Origin of the sequence: Natronorubrum bangense (assembly GCF_004799645.1) — an archaeon.
Classification (GTDB): domain Archaea; phylum Halobacteriota; class Halobacteria; order Halobacteriales; family Natrialbaceae; genus Natronorubrum; species Natronorubrum bangense.
The window spans coordinates 203,605-217,753 of the sequence record NZ_CP031305.1 but is presented as its reverse complement, the minus strand read 5'-3'; the positions used below and the strand labels follow the sequence as shown (position 1 = coordinate 217,753).

The 14,149-nt window shown below is 63.1% G+C and carries 16 protein-coding genes; 9 read left to right on the top strand and 7 right to left on the bottom strand.

Annotated features, from left to right (window positions below; translation table 11 throughout):
- Positions 1-366: 366 nt before the first annotated feature.
- The 5 genes from DV706_RS01095 (at position 367) to DV706_RS01075 (ending at position 4,853) form a co-directional block, all read left to right on the top strand.
- Positions 367-1,248 (top strand): coiled-coil protein, encoded by an 882-nt coding sequence (locus tag DV706_RS01095; protein ID WP_006067892.1) that lies wholly within the window; start codon positions 367-369, stop codon positions 1,246-1,248.
- Between the two features lie 140 nt (positions 1,249-1,388).
- Entirely contained in the window at positions 1,389-2,384 is a 996-nt protein-coding gene (gene sppA / locus DV706_RS01090) for a signal peptide peptidase SppA (RefSeq protein ID WP_006067891.1), read from the top strand.
- A gap of 72 nt (positions 2,385-2,456) precedes the next feature.
- On the top strand, positions 2,457-3,707 hold the full coding sequence (locus DV706_RS01085; RefSeq protein ID WP_006067890.1) for a DUF373 family protein: 1,251 nt from the start codon (positions 2,457-2,459) through the stop codon (positions 3,705-3,707).
- Between the two features lie 52 nt (positions 3,708-3,759).
- Entirely contained in the window at positions 3,760-4,485 is a 726-nt protein-coding gene (locus DV706_RS01080) for a diphthine--ammonia ligase (RefSeq protein WP_006067889.1), read from the top strand.
- A 38-nt stretch (positions 4,486-4,523) separates the two neighbouring features.
- Complete coding sequence (locus DV706_RS01075; RefSeq protein WP_006067888.1) at positions 4,524-4,853, top strand: DUF892 family protein; 330 nt, start codon at positions 4,524-4,526, stop codon at positions 4,851-4,853.
- A 5-nt stretch (positions 4,854-4,858) separates the two neighbouring features.
- On the opposite strand, the gene DV706_RS01070 is transcribed toward DV706_RS01075, so the two are convergent.
- Positions 4,859-5,827 carry a sugar phosphate nucleotidyltransferase gene (locus DV706_RS01070; RefSeq protein WP_006067887.1) on the bottom strand — a complete coding sequence of 323 codons (969 nt, stop codon included), beginning with the start codon at positions 5,825-5,827 and terminating at the stop codon, positions 4,859-4,861.
- 144 nt (positions 5,828-5,971) lie between these two features.
- Here DV706_RS01070 and DV706_RS01065 point away from each other — a divergent pair, with 144 nt between their 5' ends.
- On the top strand, positions 5,972-6,268 hold the full coding sequence (locus tag DV706_RS01065) for a transcriptional regulator (protein ID WP_006067886.1): 297 nt from the start codon (positions 5,972-5,974) through the stop codon (positions 6,266-6,268).
- Between the two features lie 198 nt (positions 6,269-6,466).
- A complete protein-coding gene (locus tag DV706_RS01060; RefSeq protein ID WP_006067885.1) occupies positions 6,467-6,829 on the top strand; it encodes a DUF7344 domain-containing protein in 363 nt (120 codons plus the stop codon).
- A 37-nt stretch (positions 6,830-6,866) separates the two neighbouring features.
- Here DV706_RS01060 and DV706_RS01055 read toward each other — a convergent pair whose 3' ends face one another.
- Positions 6,867-7,295 (bottom strand): Rieske (2Fe-2S) protein, encoded by a 429-nt coding sequence (locus DV706_RS01055; protein WP_049890000.1) that lies wholly within the window; start codon positions 7,293-7,295, stop codon positions 6,867-6,869.
- Positions 7,296-7,386: 91 nt separating this feature from the next.
- On the opposite strand from DV706_RS01055, the gene DV706_RS01050 reads away from it, so the two are divergent.
- Both DV706_RS01050 and DV706_RS01045 read left to right on the top strand, forming a co-directional pair.
- Positions 7,387-8,505, top strand: a complete 1,119-nt coding sequence (locus DV706_RS01050) for a saccharopine dehydrogenase family protein (protein WP_006067883.1) — start codon at positions 7,387-7,389, stop codon at positions 8,503-8,505.
- Positions 8,506-8,667: 162 nt separating this feature from the next.
- Entirely contained in the window at positions 8,668-8,958 is a 291-nt protein-coding gene (locus DV706_RS01045; protein ID WP_006067882.1) for a hypothetical protein, read from the top strand.
- Between the two features lie 42 nt (positions 8,959-9,000).
- Here the strand turns inward: DV706_RS01045 and DV706_RS01040 are convergent, their stop codons facing one another.
- The 5 genes from DV706_RS01040 to DV706_RS01020 form a co-directional block, all read right to left on the bottom strand.
- A complete protein-coding gene (locus DV706_RS01040) occupies positions 9,001-9,885 on the bottom strand; it encodes an aminotransferase class IV (RefSeq protein ID WP_006067881.1) in 885 nt (294 codons plus the stop codon).
- Complete coding sequence (locus DV706_RS01035; RefSeq protein ID WP_006067880.1) at positions 9,882-10,523, bottom strand: anthranilate synthase component II; 642 nt, start codon at positions 10,521-10,523, stop codon at positions 9,882-9,884. Before DV706_RS01035 ends, DV706_RS01040 begins: the two co-directional genes overlap by 4 nt.
- A gap of 127 nt (positions 10,524-10,650) precedes the next feature.
- Positions 10,651-12,294 carry an anthranilate synthase component I family protein gene (locus DV706_RS01030; protein WP_136350760.1) on the bottom strand — a complete coding sequence of 548 codons (1,644 nt, stop codon included), beginning with the start codon at positions 12,292-12,294 and terminating at the stop codon, positions 10,651-10,653.
- A gap of 115 nt (positions 12,295-12,409) precedes the next feature.
- Positions 12,410-13,138 carry a helix-hairpin-helix domain-containing protein gene (locus DV706_RS01025; RefSeq protein ID WP_006067878.1) on the bottom strand — a complete coding sequence of 243 codons (729 nt, stop codon included), beginning with the start codon at positions 13,136-13,138 and terminating at the stop codon, positions 12,410-12,412.
- Positions 13,139-13,223: 85 nt separating this feature from the next.
- The gene (locus DV706_RS01020; protein ID WP_006067877.1) at positions 13,224-14,033 is read right to left on the bottom strand and encodes a shikimate dehydrogenase; all 810 of its coding nucleotides are present in this window, start codon (positions 14,031-14,033) and stop codon (positions 13,224-13,226) included.
- Between the last annotated feature and the right edge of the window lie 116 nt (positions 14,034-14,149).

Here is a 14,149-nt window from a genome sequence, read left to right as displayed (position 1 = left end):
GGCATCCCGGATAGAGTTCCATCGAGCGGGGTGATCGACCGCGACCGTTTATATACTGTCGCAACACCCGTGTCACGGCCCAACACAGCCGAGGACGGCCGTGTCAACTGTTTTCAGGGGTTTTACGACCGGTACATTTAAATTGAAGGCGACAGTAGAATCTGATACCAGAACGCCACCGGGGCGCGTATCGCTCGACGATCGATGACAGGAAATCTTATTCACCGAGGTTTCGCAGATTGTGAGCGAACGCTGCACACAGTCGCGTCTCCCACTGCTGGACTGACCCCCGAGCGACGGGTGTCGGCTCCGTTCGAGACGCCGATCGCCCCCGGTGCGGGTATGGCACAGAGGTTTGACTAACACATGGTAGACGAATCACAGAACATCGAACTTACAGAGGACGACCTAGAAAACAAATCGAAAGGCCAGCTTATCAAGATGGCCGGGCAGCTCCGAGATCGGCGAAACGATCTGAATCAGATGGCCTCCGAGCGCGCATCCAAGCGCGACGACCTGAACGCCAAGACGCGCGAAAAGGTCGACAAAGCCCAGGAACACCGCGAAAAGCGTGACGAGCTCAACGAGCAGGTCCAGGAACACAAGGACAGCCGTAACGAGCTCAACGCCGAGGCCAACAAGCTGTTCGACAAGGTCGAGAAGCTCAAGTCCGACATGGAACTCGACGAGGGCAAGGACCTCGAGGAGCTCAAAGAGGAAATCGAGCAACTCGAGTTCAAACAGCAGACCGAAGTCCTCTCGAGTGAAGACGAGAAAGAGCTCATCGAGAAGATCGAGTCCAAGCGCGAGGAGTACGAAGAGCGCAAGCAGAAACTCGACCAGAACGAGGATCTCGAGGAGCTCGTCGAGGAAGCCGAAGAAGTGCGTTCGGAAGCCTCGAAACACCACCAGAAGGTCACGGAGCTTGCGGACAAGGCCCAGGAACATCACAACCAGATGATCGAGGCCTACCGCGAAGCCGACGACGTCCGTGACGAGGCCGACGAGATGCACGAGTCCTTCGTCGAGGCCCAGGAGGCCGCCGACCGCCACCACGAGGACTTCGTCCGCGTCCAGAAGCGCCTGCGCGAACTGGACAAGAAAGAAGAAGAACAGCGCAAATCCCAGCGCGACAAAAAGAAAGAAGCGGCCAAAGAAGAGGCCGAAGAGATCTATCAGAAGTTCAAGGAAGGCGAAACCCTCGACACCGAGGACCTGATGAAGCTCCAGAAGACGGGGCTGCTCTAACGCGGTTCGTCCACCTGTGTCTTTCTGCGGATGTTTTTGAGGCTGTAGGCGCCAGCCATGGCTGCGAGCTGACTGCGTCTGAACACGTACGCTTAACTCGACGGCAGCCACAGGTGCTGCCATGACACGAGGTGTTGCCGATGGCTAGCGGTCGTGGGATCGCACGTCTGTTGATCGTCGCGGTTGGGACCGCGGTGTTTGCTGCGATTGGGGTCTCGTTGTTCGTCGTCTATCCGGAGTCGCTTGCCGATCTGGCCGGCGTCCTCGTGGCGCTCGTCGTTGTCGTTGCCGGGATCCGGATCGCCGGAAACGTTGCCGGCTCACTGTTTCCGGGCTACGACGTCGCCGAGGTCGCCGTCGAGGGGCCGATTACTCGCGACGGTGGCGGGGGACGCCTGCCCTCGAGTCCACGGGGGACGCCGGCCGACGACATCGTCGACCAGATCGACCGGGCTGATGAGGACGACAACGTCGACGCATTACTGCTGAAGCTGAACACGCCGGGTGGCGAAATCGTGCCGAGCGATGATATTCGACTCGCTGCCGAGCGGTTCGACGGCCCGACGATCGCCTACACGACTGACGTCTGTGCGAGCGGTGGCTACTGGATTGCAAGCGGCTGTGACGAGCTCTGGGCTCGCGACGGCAGTATCGTCGGTTCGATCGGCGTCATCGGGTCGCGCGTGAACGCGAACGATCTCGCCGAGAAAGTCGGCCTCTCGTATGAACGACTCGCTGCGGGCGAGTACAAAGACGCCGGCACGCCCCTGAAGGAACTCGAGGACGACGAACGCGAGTATCTCCAGGGGTTGATCGACGACTACTACGAGACGTTTGTCGAGCGAGTCAGCGATGGACGTGACCTCGAACCCGAGTTCGTCCGTGACACCGAGGCTCGGATCTACCTCGGCGAAGAAGCGTACGAGATGGAGCTGGTCGACCACCTCGGCACGCGTCGGGAACTCGAGACCGAGCTGGCGGATCGGCTCGATAGAGACGACGTCGCGGTCGAAGAGTTCGAGCCGGAGCGGCCGTTGATGGCTCGCGTTGGCACTGGCACCCAGCAACTGGCCTACGCCTTCGGCGCCGGTATCGCCGGTATCGCGGAGGATCGAGAGTTTCGACTGCGGATCTAACCCATCTGCCAACGCTGTCGACGCGTCGAACGAGTAAGTGGTTTTATCGTCACACAGCATGGAACGGCTACCGTGACAACGCTGGTCGTCTGCCTCGACCGGACCGACGACGTGGGGCGCAAGACCGGCCTTCGGTCGCCCGTTGTCGGCTGGGAAGCAGTCCGCGCGCTGGTAACTGACGTCGGACTGGCGGATCCGGAGGACTCGGGAGTGAATTCGCTGCTCGAGACACTACGCGTCGCCCAGGACTTACGCGACGAGAACGAAGACGTCGTCGTCGCGGTCGTCTCGGGGGACCGAGAGTCGATGGTCTCGGCCGATCGAGCAGTCGCCCATCAGCTCGACGAACTCGTTGCCGAGTACGATCCCGACTCAGCTGTCGTCGTCATCGACAGCGCAGAAGACGAGCGGCTGGTGCCGATCGTCGAGAGCCGGATGCAGGTCGACTCGGTCGACCGTGTCGTCGTCCGACAGGCTCGAGATATCGAATCGACGTACTACCTGCTCAAGCAGTTTCTCGCCGACGAGGAGCTCCGCCAGACCGTGCTCGTTCCGATCGGGCTCACGCTGTTGGTCTTCCCGATGCTCGCGACTGTCGTTGGCCCTGCTGAGGGTGCCGCGGCGATCACGACCGTTATCGGTGTCTTTCTCCTGTATAAGGGCTTCAACATCGACGAACTCGTTACCGGACTCGCCCATCAGGCGCGTGAGTCGCTGTACTCCGGACAGGTCTCGGTCGTCACCTACGTCGTTGCGGCCGGCCTGACGTTTGTCGGGCTCTTTGCGGGCGCACTCGGTGTCTCGAGTCTGGACGATCCTCCTGGAGTGGTGATTCCGGCGATGCAGTTTGCCTTCGACAGCGTGCCGTGGCTCGTGATGGCCGCGCTCACGGCGAGTGCTGGTCGGCTGCTTGACGAGGCGATCAGTGACGAGCCGATCCGTCGTTCCTACCTCAGTCTGCCCTTTATTGTCGTCTCGGTCGGGCTGGTCATCCGCGGTTTTTCGGCATACTTCCTCGAGCAACAGCGCGTCATCGAACCGTTCGTGGTCCCGGCCTACGAGTTCGGTGCCCTCTCGAACGAGAGCTTCGCGGTGACTGCGGGCGAACGGCTGGCCCTGTTCGTCGTAACGGCGATCGTGATCAGTCTCGTCGGTGCGCGGCTCGCGTCGTATTTCAGCGAGAGCGAACCCGAGACAGCCCTTGTCGACGCCGACGTCGACTCGGACTCGAACACTGACTCGAGTCCGCAATCTGAACTCACCGACGGTGGGCCGACGGGGTCGACCGCCGACGCCGACGGCTCGGACGGCGCTGACGAGTAAGCCACACCAGCCGACTCGGTATCCATTTACCCCTGTGCGCTCAGTGACGACTATGAGCGATGCAGACGGGACGTGGGTAAGCCTCTTTTCGGGCGGCAAAGACTCGGCGTGGGCGCTGTACCAGGCTCTCGAAGCGGGCCTCGAGGTCTCGCATCTCGTTACCGTCCACCCGGACGGGGACTCCTACATGTATCACGTCCCTGCGACGGATCTCGCTGCACTGGCCGCAGAAAGCACCGGCATTCCGCTTGTCGATGTCAACCCTGACGATTTCGAGGCGGCCGAAGCAGCCGACTCGAGTGTGCAGGGTGACGACGAACTCGAGCCGCTCGAGGCGGCGCTTGTCGACCTCGACGATCGACTCGAGGGCGGTATCGCGGGGGTCACGGCGGGAGCCGTCGAGAGTGAGTACCAGACAAGTCGCATTCAGGGGATGTGCGACCGCCTGGGCTGTGAGTTGTTCGCGCCGTTGTGGCAGGAAGACCCGCGAGCACTCGCTGACGCGATGCTCGAGGCCGGCTTCGAAATTACGATTATTCAGGTCGCCGCCCACGGGCTGGATGAGTCGTGGCTCGGCCGAACCCTCGATCACGAGGCGCTTGCGGAACTGGAACAGCTCAACGAAGCGTACGGCGTCCACATCTTGGGTGAGGGTGGCGAGTTCGAAACGCTGGTCGTAGACGGCCCACATATGGACCGTCGCATCAACCTCGAGTACGACACGGAGTGGGACGGCACCCGCGGACGGGTGCGGATCACGGACGCTCACCTCGAGTAACGTTTCATTCGACTGACGAGGCCCTCGAGTCGTACTATATGGCCCACAGCGAGGCGACAGCTGAACAGCTCGAGCGGCTCGAGCCGCTGTTTGCGGGGCTCGGCGTCGAACCCGGAGCAATCGAGAGCGCGCCACTGTCGGGGCTCCGAACAGAACGCGACGATCGTGTTGCGGACCTTCAGGATCCGGTGCTCGGCGACCTCGTCGAGGCCGAACTCGGGCGTGCGATCGAACGCCTCGACCTCACGAAACTCGAGACGTTGTTGACGCTTGCCGATCGCATGGATCTGCCCGATGAGGTCGTCGCTCCGCTCGAGCAGACTAAAACAGAGAGCGGTATCGAACGAATTCAGGAGCTTCCGGCCTGAGACCGTCAGGAGCCGTTTTTGATCGTCGTGTGGGCGCCGATCAGCGCGCCTGCGAGGTCGAGGTCATCGAGATGAGTCCCTTCGTCGATTATCGACCGGCGAATGTCGGCGTTGCGCACCGTTGCCTCCGGGAAGATCACCGCGTGATCGAGGGTCGTGTTCTCGAGGGTAACATTATCCATCACGTGGACGTTGTCGCCGATCGATGCGTTCTCGACCGTCGCCGATTCGGCGACGAGTGATTCGCCGTCGAGATGCCAGGCGACGGCATCGAGGTAGCTCTCGGGAGTGCCGATGTCGAACCACGCGCCCTCGAAGGTGTAGGCGTACGTCGGCTCGCGGTTCTGGAGCCACTGAACGAACCAGCCGGGCTCGTCTGGGTTGTTGCCGTCCTCGAGATAGGTCGACAGCAGCGACAGCGACTCGGCGGGAAACGCATAGCAGGCGATCGAGACGAGCGTGCTGTTGGGCTCGTCGGGTTTCTCCTGGAAGTCGACGACACGGTCGTCCTCGAGTTCGACGAGCCCGTAGGATTTGGCCTTCTCACGGGAGCCAACGTCGTAGGCGGCAAGCGTCGGGGCAGCCCGTTCCTCGAAGTAGTCCAGAAACGCCGCGACATCGAAGCTGATCAGGTTATCACCGGCGATGATCAGCAGGTCGTCGTCGACGTTCTCGCGGTCGATCAGCTGTGCGAGCGCGCCAACGACGCCGAACTTGTCGTCTTCCTCGGTGGTCTCCTCGATCGAGAGCTGCGGTTTTTCGAACGTGCTCTCCTCGAGGTGGGCCTCGAAGTCGGCGGCGAACCGCTCGTTCGTGCTGACGTAGACCTCGTCGATCCGATCGTCAGCCTCGAGCGCTTCGAAGATGCGGTCGACGACGGTCGAGTCGCCGATCGGGAGGAACATCTTGGGCCGATGTTTCGTGATCGGCCACATTCGAGTCGCGTACCCGCCGGCAAGGACGACGGCTTTCATGATTCGGCGTTCACTAGCCTGTGGTAAGTCAGTTGTCCTTTCAGCAATCCTGGCGCTGCCAGATGCACAACGGCTGCTGGACCCAACTCGGGCGGGTTGGCCGTCGTCAAACAGTATAAAACCCCGACGCCCGTCTGTCGAGGTATGCGCGAGGCCGACGAAACGACGCGACAGCGACTCGCTGACGCGCTCCGTATCGAACCTGCAACACCCAGCGAGCTCGCAGTGCAACTCGATCTAACTCCCGAGTCGGTGCTCCGACACGCCGAACACGTCTCCCGTTCGGTTGCCGGGACGGAGACGGACGAACAGGTGCTTGTTGCACCGCCGACATGTCGAGACTGTGGGTTCGATGATTTCGACGATTTGCTAAATCTCCCTTCGCGGTGTCCAAACTGTAAGAGCGAGTCCGTCTCGGAGCCGACGCTGACGATCGAGTAAGAGCTATCAGTCGCTGAAACTGTCAACGTTCCCTGACAACCTGAAACAGATTCGATACTAATATTTACTGTGGTACCGAGAAATCGGTACGAACTCTCGAGCGAACGTTCGGTGAGATGTCTCACTGATGCCTGTCATCGTCTTTCGTCTCCATTCGACAGGTTTCCGTTCGTTTCGGGAGGCCCATGGAGAATACGAATGACTGCCACGCCCCACCCCGAGTCCGACTGTGTCGAGTTCGTCCTGTCGGTGCTCGAGAACCTCGATACGTGCGAGGCATCGGCCGAAACGATCGACAACGCGTTCGGACTGCTCGCCGACCAGCGCCGACGGCTACTGCTTCAGGTGATGCGCACGTATGGAGAATCGCTGACACTCCCGGACGCCGCTGAGGAGGTTGCCGTCCGTGAAACCGGGCGTCAGATGCCAAATATTTCGGCCGAGCGTGTCCACGAAGTCTATCTTTCGCTGTACCACGATCATCTGCCACGGCTGACTGACGCCGGGCTTCTCGAGTACAACCAGGAGCGCGACATGGTCTCACCGGCTGCACTCCGGTAGGCTCGTTACGTCTCAGTCTCGCCGTCGGCACTCGTGGCTAGAACTCGACGTTCGAGGTCGACGTCAGATCGTCGTCGTCATCGATCGGTCCGGCACCGACGTACGTAAACTCGTCGTCGGTCAGGTAGACGTCGCCATCCGCGACGGTCACCTCGAGGTCGGTGAGATAGGCACCCTCGCAGGGTCCGTACGTACACACCCCGGAGTCGGCGTCGAAGTATGCGCCGTGATTTGCACAGACGAGTTCGCCGTCTCGCATCGGTGCCCCCGTGCCTTTGTCGATTTTGATATGAGTGAGATGCTGGCAGTAGTTCAACCAGCACGAAATCGTTCGCTCGTCGTCGGTCGATTCCGTCGCGACGAGAAGGGCTTCCTGTTCGTCACCCGAACCGTTCGTCACACGAAAGAGCGTCGTCGAGTCCGTTGACACCGCATCGAGTGCAGTGATCCGCTGAGACGCGTCCATCGCCATCTCGGTTGGTAATCTGTCGTCGTGAACGTTGCGGTCTCGCAGATGTCTGACGCAGTTTTAACACGCTGAGCGGCAAACGACGGCTATGGACTCCCTTCTCATCTACGGCTCGTATGGCTACACCGGCCGGCTGATCGCTCGCGAAGCCGTCTCTCGAGGAGGGTCGCCGGTCGTCGCCGGCCGTGACCGCGGTGCAGTACGACGGCAGGCCGACGAACTCGGTGTCGAAGGACGGACGTTCGATCTCAGTGACGACGTTCCTGCCCAGCTCAACCGGTTCGATGCCGTATTGAACTGTGCTGGGCCGTTCGTGAAGACGGTCAACCCGCTCGTCGACGCCTGTCTCGAGACTGGGACGGACTACCTCGATATCACGGGCGAGTTTCGGGTGTTCGAACGGCTGCGCCAGCGAGATGACGCGGCTCGAGAGGCAGACGTCACACTGCTCCCGGGCGTCGGCTTCGAAGTCGTTCCATCGGACTGTCTGGCCGCGTTTCTCCACGAACAGCTGCCATCAGCGACCGAACTCACACTCGGCGTCAAAGGCAATGGCCCGCTTTCGCGTGGGACCGCCCGGACGTTCGTCGAGCAGCTCGGTTCCGATGGGGTCGTCCGCCGGAACGGACGGCTGATAAAGGTTCCAGCGACGTTTCGGACGCGAGCGATCGATTTCGGAACCGGCCCCGAACACGTCGTCACGGTTCCGTGGGGAGACGTCACCACCGCTGCCCATAGCACGGGAATCGATTCGATCGAAGTCTACGCAGCGGTGCCGCCGTGGGCGACCCGGGCGATGGCCGCCGTCGACTCGCTTGGCTGGCTGCTCGAGCGACGCCCGGTCGAAACCCTGCTGAAGCGGGTGATCGACGCGCGCGTCGACGGCCCCAGTGCACGAGAACGGGCTCGTGACACCGCGGTCATCTGGGGGGAAGCCGTCGACGACTCGACCGGTCACCGCGTCCGCGCTCGAATGCGTACGCCGAACCCCTACACACTGACGGTTGACGCCGCTGTCAGCGCCGCCGAGCGCGTCATCGACGGCCAAAATCGGTCCGAACCGCGTCTCCCGGCTGGCTTCCAGACGCCGTCGACAGCGTTCGGCAGCGAGTTCGTCCTCGACCTCGAGGGGACGACGCGCGAACTGCTCGAGACGACGGCCGAGACCGACGGATTCAATCGGTCGGCGGTCGGATCGGACGACTGATAAGGCGGTTTCACTGCGACTCGAGTGTTCGTAATCAACTCAGTGCGCATGCCGTGCGGACATGAACACCAGCCGGTGACATCGACGGGGGCTTTTTGTTGTCTGGAACGGCTGACACAGCTCGCACCAACGAATATGTTGTTCGAGTTAGAATAACTGCCCATGTCGAGGCGCTGGACACTCGTCGGGGCCGGGATGCTCCTGAGCGCTGGCCTCGTCGCGGCGTTGATCGCGGTTTCGTTTCCTGAACTGCCGCTCTCGTCGTGCACCGATGTCGGGTACACCGGTGACGAGCCTCCCGGTGGCTTCGTGTACTACGAGTTCTACCTGGGCTGGCTCGGGTACTCACCAGACGGGGGCGTCAATCGGTGTGATACGCCGATCGTCACGATCGCCGCTGGACTGTTCGGGCTCGGTAGTGCGATTCTCGGCCTCGAGCGCTGGAAACGGTAATGCCAACACCCATCGCAGACGCCGGAGACCCCAGATTTACGCTCAATAACAGGCTCGCTCGACGCGCTCGTCGTACAGCCTCGAGAGTCGATCCGTCACCGGACCGCCGCCGATCTCGTGGCCGTCGACCGTCGCGATCGGGCGCAGTTCCCGCGTTCGGTTCGTCAGAAACGCCTCGTCGGCCTCGAGCACGTCCGCGAGATCGTATCGACCCTCCTGGAACGAAATTCCGGCCTCGGCGGCGAGCTCGAGGACGATCGCCCGCGTAATTCCCGGCAACACGGGGCCGTCGGTCGTCGGCGTACAGAGCTCCCCATCGCGGACGAACCAGAGATTGCTCGTCGCACCTTCGGCAACGTGATCCTCGCAGTCGAACATGAGCGCCTCGTCCGCGGTGGGCTGGCCGTCGTCGTCCCGAAGCTCCGCTCGAGCGAGAATTCCGTTGAGATAGTTGTGCGTCTTCGCTGCGGTCGGAATCGCGTCGGAGGGTATTCGACGTGTGTCGACCGTCTGGACGGTCGCCGGCTCGTCCCAGACGGACCTGCCGTCGACGCCCCCACGAGGCAACGGCTTCACGTACACGACGACCGTCGGATCGACGTTGGGCCGGGGTGTGAGTTTTCCTGGCTGGACGCCGCGTGTGATCGAGAGCCGGACGTAGGCGTCCTCGAGATCGTTCGCCGCCAGCGTCTCATCGATCCGCGTCCGGAGGTCGTCAGCCGCGATGCCGTGAGCCAACGACAGGGCCTCACAGGTTCGCTCGAGGCGCGCCATATGGGCATCCCACGCGAAGATCGTGCCGCCGTAGACGCGCATCGTCTCGAACGCAGCGTCGCCGTACCGAAAGCCGCGGTCGTCGACGCTGACTGTGGCCGCAGATGCGGGGACCAGTTTCCCGTCGACGTGATAGATCGGATCGTCGTTCATTCGTGGGCTGTCTCGGATTGGTCGTCGGCTTCCGCGGCGAGTCGACAGAAGTTTGCGATCATCTGTTTGCCGACCGCAAGCGAGATTCCATCACCGTCGTCGACGTCCTCGTGGCGGCGCGTGAGAATGCTCTCGGGGTGGAACTGCACACCGATATGCGGGCGTTCGCGGTGGCGAACCGCCATCAACACGCCGCGTTCGTCGGTCGTCCGTGCGGTCTCGGCAAGCGAGTCGGGGAGTGCCTCGCGTTCGACGGCAAGTGAGTGATACCGGCCGACCTGAAACGTGGAGGGGAGGTCATCGAAGAGGCCCTCGCCGTCGTGGCTGACCGTCGAGGGTTTGCCGTGGACGACGTGGGGGGCGTGGACGACCGGCGCGCCGTTGGCTGCACACAGCGCCTGATGCCCGAGACAGACGCCGAGAATCGGGTACTCGGTCTCGGCGAACAGCGGGATCGAGATGCCGGCCTCCTGTGGGGTTCCCGGCCCCGGTGAGACGATGATCCCAGTTGGATCGATGTCATCGACGTCCGCGAGATCGATGTCGTCGTTGCGCCGGACGATCACCTCATCAGCGAGCTCGCCGACGTACTGGACGAGGTTGTACGCAAAGGAGTCGTAGTTGTCGATGACCAGCAACCTTTTGCTGCGGTCACTCGCTGACGCTCGTTCCCTGGCAAAACGTTGATGAAAACCCTGCCTCCCTCCCTCCGGTCGGTCGTTGGGCCGCTCGCTCGTATCCACTCGCTCACGGGTGCTATCTTTGTCACTCACGTTGATCATCTCCGCTCTCGGCCTCGAGGGCCATTGCGGCTCGCTCGCCGAGCGCGTCGTCGACGGCCGTGATCAGCGCACGGGCCTTATCAAGCGTTTCGTCGTACTCGCGTTCGGGATCGGAGTCGTGGACGATCCCCGCTCCCACGCGGAGGTGATACTCGTCGGCGTGGCGAACCAGTGTTCGAATGACGATGTTGAGCGTCGCCCGGCCGTCGTAGCCGAAGATCCCGACACTCCCCGTGTAGGGGCCTCGCTGGGTCGCCTCGAGTTCGTCGATAATCGACATCGTCCGGGGTTTCGGCGCGCCCGTGATCGTTCCACCTGGGAACACCGCGGCGATCGCGTCGGCCAGCGTCTCGCCATCCCGAAGCCGGCCCGTGACGTTCGAGACGAGATGCATCACCTCCGCATAGCGGTCGATCCGACGGTACTCCTCGACCTCGACGGAGCCGTATTCACAGACTTTCCCGAGGTCGTTTCGCTCGAGGTCGACCAACATCGCATGTTCGGCGCGTTCTTTCTCGTCGGTTCGGAGGTCGTCCTCGAGTGTCGCGTCTGCTTCTGGTGTCGCGCCACGGGGCCGCGTCCCCGCGATCGGTTCCGTCCGGACGAAGTCACCGTCTCGGTCACGATTGGCGGTGTCCGACAGCGCCGAGACGCCACGTGGCTCGCGTTCGAGGAGCAACTCGGGGCTGGCACTCACCAGATCGGTACTGGGGAACTCGAGCAGACACGAGTACGGCGCGGGGTTGACCCGCCGGAGAGCGTCGTAGGCCGCGACGGGATGAACCGCTGCCGGGGCGACCAGTCGCTGGGAGAGGTTCGCCTGAAACGTCTCGCCGTCGCGGATGTACGATTTCGCCTGACTGACGCGCTCGGCAAAGGCCACACGCCCGCAGTCGCTTTCGAACGTCGCTTCAGTCGTTGCTGCCGGTGGCTCGCCGACGGCTGGATCGCCCTCGAGAGATGCCCGTGCGAGCCCGAGTGCTCGCTTGCGGCCCCGGTCGTAAACAGCCTCGAGCGTGTCGTCGGAAACGCCGTCGTCACCCGCCTCGAGTTCGAGTCGCGGACAGGCCGTCACTCGCAGCGTCACGTCGCCGTCGGTGGGCGCCTCCCAGGCAGCAAGCCGGTCGTAGACGCCGGCCTCGAGTCGGGGTAGACCGCGGTCGTCGACGGCCGACTCGGGGAGCGCCTCGAGTTCGCGGGCAATGTCGTAGGAGAGCCACCCGATCGCCCCACAGGGGTAGGGGACGTCACAGTCGCCACGAATCAGATCGTCTCGCTCGAGGAGGCCCTCGAGCGCTGCGAGTGTCGGCGCGCCGTCATCCGTTCGCGCTCGCATGACCGCATCGGGTGAGATCGTGAGTCGGTCGACGGGGTCGATGCCGAAGTAGCCCCAGCCGGGCTGGCCACCGGTCGTCTCGAGAAAGACAGTTCCACGGCTGTCGGACGGCCGCGCTCGACGGTAGGCGAGAAACGGATCTTCGACGGTGACCTGGACCTCGACTGGGAGTCGGAGTCCGGTGGTGCGCGTCGTCGGTTCAGCGTCTGCCGTTGTGTCGTGTTGCTCGAGGGCTTCGCGAGCAGCGGCTCGAAACGACGCGAGCGGCGTGACGACGCGCGGATCGCGCATGTTCCTCGAGAGGGGGTGGGAGCCTAATCCTTTTGCGATTTCCAGATCGTGTGTTAAAAGAGCGGACGGGCGTGACTTTGACGGCTGATTCGGCGCGATAGCGACGCCAGTTTCGTTATCTGACTTCGGCGCGGTCGATCCAGCCCTGGATTCGCGTTTCGGAGATGTCGGTCCCCTCGGAGAGTTCCGCTGCGTCTGCGGCAGCGAGCTCACCGACGGTCTCGACGCCTGCCGAAGCGAGACGGTCGGCGTAGGCCGGCCCGATCCCCTTGATCGAGTCAACGGGTTCCTGGTTTATTGGTTCGGCCGTCTCCGCGTCGTCACCGTCGGTATCCGCTTCAGCCGTCTCTGTGTCGTCGACCTCCGCCTCCGGCTCGGCTTCTTCGACCGGCAGTTCGCCGTCCGTGATGTCGGGCGTTTTCTCGGCCGTCGGCGCCGCGTTTTCCGTCGTGGGGCCCGCTGCCTCTGCCGGCTCGGCTGCTGTTTCGGGCTCGTCTGTCGGTGCCATCATCGAGTCCGTCGAACTCGAGGCGGTCGATCCGGCAGCCGCCGACTCGTCAGCGGTCGCTTCGGTGTCGGCCGCTGTTTCGGGCTTCGTCTCGGATTCGGATTCGGTTTCGGTTTCGGTTTCGGTACCGGCGTTTGCCGTCGTGTCGGCTTCCGTCCCGGCTGTCGCACTCGCCGGTGCCGGTGGTTCAGTTCCTGTCGTGGTCGATCCGGCGTCGTCGTCACCCTCCTGTGACCCTTCCCGTTCGACCGTCACCCCGACCTCTCGAGTCTGTCCTCGCTCCGGCTCGGATCTGCCGAGTCCAAGGAGCGATTTCAGCTTCTGGAGGAGCGCCATTGTGCCGATATAGTTGGCACCATCACTTAAATTCGCCTGATACCCACGTGGACGTGACGAAAAATGGAGCGTTCGGCCGTGACTACTACAGCTGTGAGCGAAGGGCCTCGTTCATCGTCTCGACCGGTGGCTCATCGCCGGTCCACAGTTCGAACGCCTCGACGCCCTGATAGAGCAACATCCAGGCGCCATCGACTGTCGTCGCCCCGACCTCGGCCGCGTCCCGCAGCAGCCGTGTCTCGAGGGGTTGATAGACCGCATCCATGACCGCCAACTCCCCGTGAAGCGCGTCGGCGGGCACCGGCGTCTCGTCGGACTCCATGCCGACGCTCGTGGCGTTGACGAGGATCTCGGCGTCTTCGAGCAGGTCGGCGAGCATGTCGGCCTCGAGTCCGTGGCCCGTCGCCCCCGGAACCGCTTCGGCGAGGTCGTGGGCCGTCGCCTCGGTTCGGTTGGCGATCTCGACCGTCGCGCCCGCATCCGCGAGGCCGAACGCGATCGCCCGGCCGGCCCCGCCAGCACCGACGACGACGGCGTCTGCGCCCTCGAGCGTGACGTCGTGGTCGCGCAGGGCACGCATCGCGCCGACTGCGTCGGTGTTGTGGCCCGTTGGCGTCCCCGAGCCCGTGAAGTCGATCGTGTTGACCGCGCCGATCCGAGCCGCTAACTCGTCGGCCTCGACACAGTCGAGGACGTCCTGTTTGAACGGGATCGTCACGTTCAGGCCCGTGATCCCGAGCGCGTCGGCCCCGTCGATCGCGGCCTCGAGGTCGGCTGGCTCGGGTTCGAAGGTCACGTATCGAGCCTCGAGTCCGAGCTGGTCGTAGGCCGCTTCGTGCATCGGCGGTGACAGCGAGTGTCCGACCGGGTTGCCGAGCAACCCGAAGACGTCCATAGCCATACGGCACACTCGAGGCGGCGGGGATATATACTGCCCGACAGGATATCGCTTGCACTCGGCCGATTCCGTTGCTACCGACCGGGCCTTTCCCCGCCCACTTATCGGGGACG

Bases quoted from the DNA above. Each gene is read 5' to 3' on its own strand.
- DV706_RS01095 (WP_006067892.1), top strand. From the start codon at position 367: ATGGTAGACGAATCACAGAACATCGAACTTACAGAGGACGACCTAGAA.
- sppA (WP_006067891.1), top strand. From the start codon at position 1,389: ATGGCTAGCGGTCGTGGGATCGCACGTCTGTTGATCGTCGCGGTTGGG.
- DV706_RS01080 (WP_006067889.1), top strand. From the start codon at position 3,760: ATGAGCGATGCAGACGGGACGTGGGTAAGCCTCTTTTCGGGCGGCAAA.
- DV706_RS01075 (WP_006067888.1), top strand. From the start codon at position 4,524: ATGGCCCACAGCGAGGCGACAGCTGAACAGCTCGAGCGGCTCGAGCCG.
- DV706_RS01070 (WP_006067887.1), bottom strand. From the start codon at position 5,827: ATGAAAGCCGTCGTCCTTGCCGGCGGGTACGCGACTCGAATGTGGCCG.
- DV706_RS01065 (WP_006067886.1), top strand. From the start codon at position 5,972: ATGCGCGAGGCCGACGAAACGACGCGACAGCGACTCGCTGACGCGCTC.
- DV706_RS01060 (WP_006067885.1), top strand. From the start codon at position 6,467: ATGACTGCCACGCCCCACCCCGAGTCCGACTGTGTCGAGTTCGTCCTG.
- DV706_RS01055 (WP_049890000.1), bottom strand. From the start codon at position 7,295: ATGGACGCGTCTCAGCGGATCACTGCACTCGATGCGGTGTCAACGGAC.
- DV706_RS01050 (WP_006067883.1), top strand. From the start codon at position 7,387: ATGGACTCCCTTCTCATCTACGGCTCGTATGGCTACACCGGCCGGCTG.
- DV706_RS01045 (WP_006067882.1), top strand. From the start codon at position 8,668: ATGTCGAGGCGCTGGACACTCGTCGGGGCCGGGATGCTCCTGAGCGCT.
- DV706_RS01040 (WP_006067881.1), bottom strand. From the start codon at position 9,885: ATGAACGACGATCCGATCTATCACGTCGACGGGAAACTGGTCCCCGCA.
- DV706_RS01030 (WP_136350760.1), bottom strand. From the start codon at position 12,294: ATGCGCGATCCGCGCGTCGTCACGCCGCTCGCGTCGTTTCGAGCCGCT.
- DV706_RS01025 (WP_006067878.1), bottom strand. From the start codon at position 13,138: ATGGCGCTCCTCCAGAAGCTGAAATCGCTCCTTGGACTCGGCAGATCC.
- DV706_RS01020 (WP_006067877.1), bottom strand. From the start codon at position 14,033: ATGGACGTCTTCGGGTTGCTCGGCAACCCGGTCGGACACTCGCTGTCA.